Source organism: Stenotrophomonas genospecies 3 (assembly GCF_054473855.1).
This window is the reverse complement of record NZ_JBTMUR010000006.1, coordinates 257,710-266,221: the sequence shown is the minus strand read 5'-3', so window position 1 is coordinate 266,221 and position 8,512 is coordinate 257,710. Positions and strand designations below refer to the sequence as shown.

Annotated in this window: 7 protein-coding genes; 5 read left to right on the top strand and 2 right to left on the bottom strand. The window is 66.3% G+C overall.

Annotation, left to right across the window (positions count from 1 at the left end):
* The first annotated feature begins 569 nt into the window (after nt 1–569).
* From ACX9OT_RS10550 to ACX9OT_RS10530, 5 genes are all read left to right on the top strand, one after another.
* Nucleotides 570–1,745, top strand: coding sequence for a phosphoglycerate kinase (locus ACX9OT_RS10550; protein ID WP_049463105.1), 1,176 nt, complete (start codon nt 570–572; stop codon nt 1,743–1,745).
* On the top strand, nt 1,742–2,395 hold the full coding sequence (locus ACX9OT_RS10545; RefSeq protein ID WP_049463104.1) for an HAD hydrolase-like protein: 654 nt from the start codon (nt 1,742–1,744) through the stop codon (nt 2,393–2,395). Before ACX9OT_RS10550 ends, ACX9OT_RS10545 begins: the two co-directional genes overlap by 4 nt.
* A gap of 174 nt (nt 2,396–2,569) precedes the next feature.
* Nucleotides 2,570–4,036 carry a pyruvate kinase gene (gene pyk, locus ACX9OT_RS10540; protein ID WP_032127871.1) on the top strand — a complete coding sequence of 489 codons (1,467 nt, stop codon included), beginning with the start codon at nt 2,570–2,572 and terminating at the stop codon, nt 4,034–4,036.
* Between the two features lie 196 nt (nt 4,037–4,232).
* Complete coding sequence (locus ACX9OT_RS10535; RefSeq protein ID WP_010481439.1) at nt 4,233–5,237, top strand: class I fructose-bisphosphate aldolase; 1,005 nt, start codon at nt 4,233–4,235, stop codon at nt 5,235–5,237.
* A gap of 129 nt (nt 5,238–5,366) precedes the next feature.
* On the top strand, nt 5,367–6,515 hold the full coding sequence (locus ACX9OT_RS10530) for an ABC transporter substrate-binding protein (protein WP_459001982.1): 1,149 nt from the start codon (nt 5,367–5,369) through the stop codon (nt 6,513–6,515).
* Nucleotides 6,516–6,606: 91 nt separating this feature from the next.
* On the opposite strand, the gene ACX9OT_RS10525 is transcribed toward ACX9OT_RS10530, so the two are convergent.
* Both ACX9OT_RS10525 and cysK read right to left on the bottom strand, forming a co-directional pair.
* The gene (locus tag ACX9OT_RS10525) at nt 6,607–7,206 is read right to left on the bottom strand and encodes an O-acetyl-ADP-ribose deacetylase (protein ID WP_032127873.1); all 600 of its coding nucleotides are present in this window, start codon (nt 7,204–7,206) and stop codon (nt 6,607–6,609) included.
* Nucleotides 7,207–7,498: 292 nt separating this feature from the next.
* On the bottom strand, nt 7,499–8,458 hold the full coding sequence (gene cysK, locus ACX9OT_RS10520; RefSeq protein ID WP_014038293.1) for a cysteine synthase A: 960 nt from the start codon (nt 8,456–8,458) through the stop codon (nt 7,499–7,501).
* Nucleotides 8,459–8,512: the final 54 nt, after the last annotated feature.

The following is an 8,512-nucleotide window of genomic DNA, read 5'->3' as shown; positions in this document are numbered from 1 at the left end:
TGATACGGGACATAAGGGACCTCCAAGTGCGATCAAAGTATCGCTTCTTGGCGTCCGCTGACGGGGGGCCAGATCAGACACCCCCGCGAACCCACCCCGCCCGGCCTCTGACAGTTTCCGTGTGCGTCCACCCACGGAAGAGGAAAAAGAAAAGCAAGAGCGGAAGCGGGTCGCTTCGCTCGACGGCCATCGGGGTCAGATCCGTTTTCCGCAGGAAAACGGATCTGACCTCTTCGTTCTTCATCCGACACCACACACTGCTTGTGCCTTTGCCATCCGCTCCGCCTCATGAACCTTTCGAGGCCGGGTGGTGTGGGCTGGCAGGGGTATCCGCGCCATGGATGGCGCGGCTAAGCCTCCAGGGACGGATTCACGGCGTCCCCTGCCAGCCCTCACCACCCCGGCCCAGCCCCAGCATCACGAAGCGCCAGCGCTTTGGCCGTTGCCGTAGCTGTTGCAGTTGCTGTGCGCCTCTGCCTGCCGCAGGCATCGACCCCCCACCACCCGCACCCGATACAATGGCCGTCTGCCGCAGCCCGGCATCCCGTCCCTGAGCCAAAGAGTTGCCCATGTCCATCGTCCGCATGACCGACCTCGACCTCTCCGGCAAGCGCGTGCTGATCCGCCAGGATCTGAACGTGCCGATCGAGAATGGCCGCATCACCTCCGAACAGCGCATCACCGCTTCGCTGCCGACGCTCAAGCGCGCGCTGGAGCAGGGTGCGGCGGTGATGGTCACCTCGCACCTGGGGCGCCCGAAGGAAGGCGTGTGGAGCGAAGCCGATTCGCTGGCGCCGGTGGCCCAGCGCCTGTCCGAGCTGCTCGGTCGCGAGGTTCCGCTGGTGCGCGACTGGGTCGACGGTGTCGACGTGCAGCCGGGCCAGCTGGTGCTGCTGGAAAACTGCCGCATGAACCTCGGCGAGGGCAAGGACGATGAAGCCCTGTCGAAGAAGTACGCCGCCCTGTGCGATGTGTTCGTGATGGATGCCTTCGGTACCGCACACCGCGCGCAGGCCTCGACCCATGGCGTCATCCGCTTCGCCCCGGTCGCTGCCGGTGGCCCGCTGCTGATGGCCGAACTGGACGCGCTGGCGCAGGCGCTGGATGCACCGGCCAAGCCGCTGCTGGCCATCGTCGCCGGCAGCAAGGTCAGCACCAAGCTGGAACTGCTGGCCAACCTGGTCGGCAAAGTCGATCAGCTGATCGTCGGTGGTGGCATCGCCAACACCTTCATCGCTGCCGCCGGCTACAACGTCGGCAAGTCGCTGTACGAGCCGGACCTGCTGGACACCGCGAAGAAGATCGTGGCCGATGCCAAGGCGCGTGGCGCCGATATCCCGCTGCCGGTGGACGTGGTCACCGCCAAGCAGTTCATGCCGGACGCGCTTGCCGAAGTGAAGGCGGTCGACGCCGTTGCCGAAGACGACCTGATCCTGGACATCGGCCCGCAGACCGCGGCGCAGTACGCGCAACTGATCGGGAAGGCCGGTACCGTGGTCTGGAACGGTCCGGTCGGTGTGTTCGAATTCGAGGCCTTCAGCAAGGGCACCGAAGCGCTGGCCCGTGCCATCGCCAGTTCGCCGGCGTTCTCCATCGCCGGTGGCGGCGACACCCTGGCCGCGGTCGACAAGTTCGATATCGCCCAGCAGGTCAGCTACATCTCCACCGGTGGCGGTGCGTTCCTGGAATTCCTGGAAGGCAAGACCCTGCCGGCGGTGGCCGCACTCGACGCGCGCGGCGCATGAGTGCCGATCGCAGCAAGGATGTCCTGTTCTTCGACCTGGACGGCACGCTGATCGATTCGCAGGTGGGTATCACCGCCTGCATCGCCTATGCGCTGCAGAAGATGGACCATCCGGTGCCACCGCAGGAGACCCTGCTAGGCTGGATCGGTCCGTCGCTGCGCACCACCTTCGCGCCGCTGTTCGGTGAACCGGCGCGGGTGGAACAGGCGGTGGGCTACTACCGTGAGCGCTTCGACGTCGAGGGCTGGCGCGAGCACACGGTGTACCCGCAGGTGGAAGACACCCTTCGCACGCTGCATGGTCGTGGCCATCGCCTGGCGGTGGTCACTGCCAAGAATGAGCCGCACGCGCGCCGCATCCTTGCCCACCTGCCGTTCGGTGGGCTGTTCGAGGAGATCGTCGGCTCGACCCTGGATGGCTCGCGCAGCCACAAGCCGGAACTGGTCGGTGAGGCGCTGCGTCGGCTGCAGGTGCAGCCCGCGCAGTGCTGGATGATCGGCGACCGCCGCATGGACATTGAAGGCGCGCGTCACCATGGCCTGCGCAGCGTCGGTGTGTTGTGGGGCTTTGGCGGTGAGGCCGAACTCACCGAAGCCGGTGCCGGGCAGCTGGCCCGTGAGCCGGCGCAGCTGGAAACGCTGCTGGCCTAGTCCCCTGCAGAGCCGAGCCCATGCTCGGCTCTGCAGAACTCCCTGCGCCAGCGTATGTCCGGGTGATGTCCGTTCCATGACCCGCGAAGTCAGGCAGCACAAGGCTGTAACCGTATACATGCGGCGTGAAGGATGTGCTAATTTCCGTTCTTTATCGGGAGAGGCCCATCCACCATGTTCGAGCGTCAGCGTCGCACCAAGATCCTTGCCACCCTCGGTCCGGCCACTGATCCGCCGGGCGTGCTGGAGGATCTGTTCCGCGCCGGCGTCAACGTGGTGCGCCTGAACTTCAGCCATGGCGATCCCTCCGGCCAGGCCAAGCGTGCTGCCGAAGTGCGCGCTGCCGCGGCCCGCGTGGGCGTGGAAGTCGGCATCCTGGCCGACCTGCCGGGCCCGAAGATCCGCATCGAGCGCTTCGCCGAAGGCAAGGTACAGCTGAAGGCGGGCAACCGCTTCGACCTGATCGCCAGCACCAGCGCCGGCCCGGGTGACGCCACCCAGGTGGGCGTGAGCTACCTCGGCCTGCCGCAGGACGTGGGTCCGGGCGATGTGCTGCTGCTCGACGACGGCCTGATGCAGCTGCAGGTGGTGGAAGTGCAGGGCGAACGCATCATCAACACCGTACTGAACGACGGTGTGCTTTCCGACCGCAAGGGCCTGAACAAGCAGGGCGGTGGCTTGTCGCTGGGCGCGCTGACCGAGCGCGACAAGGAACTGATCGGCATCGTCGCCAAGATCGGTGTCGACTTCATCGCCGTGTCGTTCTGCCGCAATGCGCAGGACATGAACGACGCGCGTGAGATCGCCCGCTCGCACGGCTGCGATGCCGCGCTGGTGTCGAAGATCGAGCGCACCGAGGCCATCGAGAACCTGGAAGAGATCGTCGAGGCCAGCGACGTGGTGATGGTGGCCCGTGGCGACCTCGGCGTGGAAATCGGCGATGCCGAACTGCCGGGCCTGCAGAAGAAGATCATCAAGGCCTCGCTGGCGCAGAACAAGGTGGTGATCACCGCCACGCAGATGCTGCAGTCGATGGTCGAAAGCCCGATCCCGACCCGTGCCGAAGTGCTGGACGTGGCCAACTCGGTCATCGATGGCACGGACGCGGTGATGCTGTCGGCCGAGACCGCTGCCGGTGCCTGGCCGGTCAAGGCGGTGGAAGCGATGGCGCGCATCTGCCTGGGTGCAGAGCGCCAGTTCCAGACCGAGACCGACTTCAACGCTTCGCCGCGCAACCTGGAACGTGCCGACCAGGCCATTGCCATGGCCACCATGTTCCTGTCGCAGCACGTGGGCGTGCGCGCGATCGTGGCGATGACCGAATCCGGTGGCACCGCCCGCTACCTGTCGCGTTTCCGCGCCAAGGCGCCGGTGTTCGCGGTCACCCGCCACGACGGTGCACGCCGCCAGATGGCGCTGATGCGCGATGTCTACCCGATCAACTTCGACAGCCGTGGCCTGACCCCGCGTGAAGCCGCACGCGGCAGCATCCGCCTGCTGGTGGAAGCCGAACTGCTGCAGGCCGGTGATCGCGTCGTGTTCACCAGCGGTGAGCACATGGAAACCCTGGGCGCGACCAACACCCTGCGCCTGCTGGAAGTGGGCGAAGACGGCCGCGCCAGCGGCCTGGGCGATCTGTAAACCCAGGCGGCCCTGGGTCGGAGCCGCTGCGCGGGTCCGACCCGGGGTCAGATCCCTGAAGGGGTCGTGACCCGGCGCAACAGGACATCGTCTGTCCGGTGCGGACATTGGAATCGTTTCCAGACTGCCCTGCACGTCGGTGCAACGGGCGGCGGGGCTATACTTACGTTTTTCCCGCACCCGCCACAGGAAGTACATGAGCATCGAACAGCTGGCTGAAACCGCCCAGGCCATGGTTGCCCCGGGCAAGGGCATCATCGCGATCGACGAATCCACCGCTACCATCGCCAAGCGTTTCGCAGGCGTCGGTATCGAGAACACCGAGGAGAACCGTCGTGCCTACCGCGAACTGCTGCTGACCACGCCGAAGCTCAACGAGCACATTTCCGGCGCCATCCTGTTTGACGAAACCATCCGTCAGTCGACCAAGGACGGCGTGCCGTTCGCCAAGTACATGGCCGACCACGGCATGATTCCGGGCATCAAGGTGGACAAGGGTGCGCACCCGCTGGCCGGCTGCCCGGGCGAGCTGGTGACCGAAGGCCTGGACGGCCTGCGCGAGCGCCTGCAGGAGTACTACAAGCTGGGTGCGCGCTTCGCCAAGTGGCGTGCGGTGATCAACATCGGCGAAAGCATTCCGTCGGGCACCTGCATCGAGTCCAACGCCCACGCGCTGGCCCGCTATGCCGCCCTGTGCCAGGAATGCGGCCTGGTGCCGATGGTCGAGCCGGAAGTGATCATGGACGGCGACCACGACATCGAGACCTGCTACGAAGTCACCGAAGCCACCCTGCGTTCGCTGTTCGATGCCCTGTACCAGCAGAACGTGCTGCTGGAAGGCACCATCCTGAAGGCCTCGATGGTCATCTCCGGCAAGGGCTGCGATGAGCAGGCCGACGTCGAGGAAGTGGCCGAGTCGACCGTGATGTGCCTGAAGAGCACCGTGCCGGCCATCCTGCCGGGCGTGGTGTTCCTGTCCGGTGGCCAGAGCGACGAGCAGTCCACCGAGCATCTGAACGCGATGAACCAGCTGGGCAACCTGCCGTGGCCGCTGAGCTTCTCCTACGGCCGCGCCATGCAGCAGGCCGCGCTGAAGCTGTGGGCCAAGGACATGAAGGGCAACTACGCTGCCGCCCAGAAGACCGTGTACGAGCGCGCCAAGGACAACGGCCTGGCCGCGCTGGGCAAGTGGAACGGTTGATCCGTCCCATCGCAGGATGAACAGGGCAACGCCGGCATCACGCCGGCGTTTGCTTTTGCGGGTATCTTTTCCGCCCCCACGCACCGGGCCGGTGTGCGGGACATACATGGAAGGCCAAGGAGAAAAAACATGCGTTTGGCAGCAATCACACTGGCCGTCGCCACGGTCCTGATCGCCGGCGGTTGCAACCGCATCAGTGGCGGTGGTGACGCAGGCAAGGCCGCGTCGCTCGATTTCGACAAGCCGGTGTCCGGCGAGATCACCTCGCGCAGCGGCATCAACTTCAACGACGGCAGCCATCACCAGCTGTACCAGATCAAGCTGGAAGACAGGGAACTGGTCGGCCTGAAGCTCACCGGCGCACTGACCGGTTCGATCGCCGTGTTCAACAACGGCAGCCTGGTGTCCACCAGCAATACCGGTTACGAACGCGAAGGCGATGTCTCGCTGGCCTTCCGTGCCAACGGTGGCGGCACCTACCAGGTGGCGGTCAACGCCAACGGTCCGAGTGCCTTTGGTCCGTACCGCCTGCGCGCCGAGAAGCTGAAGCCGTACGACGGCAAGCCGCTGGTGGGCAGTGGTGAGATCGTCGACATGCTGGCCAGCAACTCGCAGGACTACACCCTGCAGGTGGAGAAGGCGGGCCTGTACGAGATCCGCCTGGTCTCGGATGTCTTCGATCCGGTGCTGAAGCTGTCCGGCCAGGGCGTGGATGCCGAGAACGATGATGGCGGCGACAGCACCAACTCGCGCCTGAACCTCTCGCTGAAGCCGGGCAAGTACACCCTGACTGCACGCGGCCTCGGCGACGGCGTCAATGGCATGTTCACCCTGTCGGCCACCCGCATTGAACTGCCAGGCAACCTGGTGGATCGCGATGGCACGGCACTGCCGAAGTCGGGCAGCGCGTACACCATGCTGGACAACGAAGGCCGCCGCCGCTTCCTGCTGACCCTGGATCGTCCGGCCGACGTGCGCCTGGATGCGATTTCCAGCCAGGTCGATACCGTGCTGCGCGTGGTCGGCGGCGCCGTCGAGCTGACCGACGACGACGGTGGCAATGGCACCAATGCACGCCTGGAAGAGACGCTGCCGGCCGGTCACTACACCGTCGACGTGTCCAGCCTGAACAACGGTGCGGGCCTGGTGGAAGTGCGCGTGCAGGTCGAAGGTGCTAGCGCCGACGGTGCTGCCGCCTCGGCCGCACGCGCCGCTGCGGATGCAGCTGCTGCCGTGGCCGATGACGCCGCTGCTGCGGTGGAAGCAGCCAGCCGTTGAGGTGATCCACACGTAGCGTGGATGACCTCAAGGCCGCAACGGGAAAGGCCGGGCAATGCCCGGCCTTTCCTTTTACCGGAAGCGCTGCGGTTCAGTGCGCAGCGGCGAAGCCCGCATCGCCCAGAGGCGGCAGCATCGACCCGCGCGGTTCGTTGTCCGTGCTTTGTCCCGCGGCGCTCAATGCCTGCTGGTAGGCCTTCGCCGTAGCAGTGTTGAACGCCACCAGCACGATGCGCATCGGCTGTGCATGGCTGCGCTGCCACGCCAGTGTTTCCGTCACTGCGATCTGCGCGGCCTGGTACAGCGGATAGCCATACACACCGCAGCTGATCGCCGGGAACGCGATCGACTTCACGCCCAGCGACTCGGCCAACTGCAGCGATTTCCAGTAGCAGTTGGCCAGCAATGCCGGTTCGTCGCGCTGGCCGTCGTGCCAGACCGGGCCCACCGTGTGCAGTACATGCCGCGCAGGCAATGCGTAAGCGTCGGTGGCGCGCACTTCGCCGGTTGGGCAACGCACGCCCGGACGCAGCTCCGGCAACTGCTCGCACTCGGCCAGCAATGCCGGCCCGGCAGCGCGATGGATCGCGCCGTCGACGCCGCCGCCGCCGAGCAGTGTTTCATTGGCCGCGTTGACGATCGCATCCACCGCCAGGGTCGTGATATCGCCCTGCCAAACTTCGATCTTCATGCGTCCGTCTCCTGCCTGTGAGGTGTTCCGCGCAGCATCTGCGCCGGCTGTTCCCACGGTAGGGGACAGGGCATCGATACTGCGTCATGACCGTCTCACGCGCTGCGATCCGACGGCCTTCACGCACGATGGCGGGCGACGCCTTCACGCAGGCTGAAGCAGAAAGGGGGAGGTGGCGAAACGGTAGCGCCGGGCCATGTCCGGCGGATGGTGAACGAAGCGAATGCCGGAAACAGCAACGCCGGGCATGGCCCGGCGCTACCTTGAACGAAAACGGGATCCGACCCTGAGCTCACGGCAGGCCGGCCAGCCAGTCGTCGTCGGAACCCTCATTCACATCGGCGAACAGCGGTGTGGAGAAATAGCGCTCGCCGGTATCGGGCAGCATTGCCAGGATCACCGAGCCCGGTTCAGCGCGGGCGGCCACGTCCAGCGCGCTCGCCACGGTGGCGCCGGCGGAAATGCCGACGAAGATGCCTTCCTCCGCAGCCAGGCGACGCGCGGTGGCGATCGCGCGGTCATCTTCGACCGAGACCAGTTCGTCCACCACATCGCGGTTGAGCACGTCCGGCACGAAGTCCGGGGTCCAGCCCTGGATCTTGTGCGGCTTCCAGTCATCGCCCTTCAGCAGCGCGGCGCCGGCCGGTTCGGTGGCGATGATGCGGGTCTGCGGGCGCGCGACCTTCAGCACTTCGCCCACGCCGGTAAGCGTGCCACCCGTGCCCCAGCCACTGACGAAGTAGTCCAGCCGCTTGCCGGCGAAGTCGCGCAGGATCTCGGCGGCGGTGGTGTTGCGGTGGTAGGCCGGGTTGGCCGGGTTGGCGAACTGGCTGGCCAGGAACCAGCCGTGCTGCTCGGCCAGTTCGGCCGCCTTGCGCACCATGCCGCTGCCGCGCTCGGCGGCCGGGGTCAGGATCACCTTGGCACCATAGGCGCGCATCAGCTTGCGGCGCTCCACCGAGAAGGTCTCGACCATGGTGGCCACGAACTTGTAGCCGCGCGCGGCGGCGACCATCGCCAGTGCCACGCCAGTGTTGCCCGAGGTGGCCTCGACGATGGTGTCGCCCGGCTTGAGCAGGCCACGCGCTTCGGCGTCGAGGATGATCGCCAGCGCCAGACGGTCCTTCACCGAACCGCCCGGGTTGAACGACTCGACCTTGGCGTAGACGCTGACCTGCGGGGGCGCCAGGCGCTGCAGCCTGACGATGGGGGTGTTGCCGACGGTATCGAGGATGGAGTCGTACAGGGCCATGGAAGCGCTCCGGAAACGGGGCCGCGCCGGGCTTCGGCGGGCGAAGGGGGAGGG

Coding starts and splice junctions, on each gene's coding strand:
- ACX9OT_RS10550 (WP_049463105.1), top strand. CDS start 570: ATGTCCATCGTCCGCATGACCGACCTCGACCTCTCCGGCAAGCGCGTG.
- ACX9OT_RS10545 (WP_049463104.1), top strand. CDS start 1,742: ATGAGTGCCGATCGCAGCAAGGATGTCCTGTTCTTCGACCTGGACGGC.
- pyk (WP_032127871.1), top strand. CDS start 2,570: ATGTTCGAGCGTCAGCGTCGCACCAAGATCCTTGCCACCCTCGGTCCG.
- ACX9OT_RS10535 (WP_010481439.1), top strand. CDS start 4,233: ATGAGCATCGAACAGCTGGCTGAAACCGCCCAGGCCATGGTTGCCCCG.
- ACX9OT_RS10530 (WP_459001982.1), top strand. CDS start 5,367: ATGCGTTTGGCAGCAATCACACTGGCCGTCGCCACGGTCCTGATCGCC.
- ACX9OT_RS10525 (WP_032127873.1), bottom strand. CDS start 7,206: ATGAAGATCGAAGTTTGGCAGGGCGATATCACGACCCTGGCGGTGGAT.
- cysK (WP_014038293.1), bottom strand. CDS start 8,458: ATGGCCCTGTACGACTCCATCCTCGATACCGTCGGCAACACCCCCATC.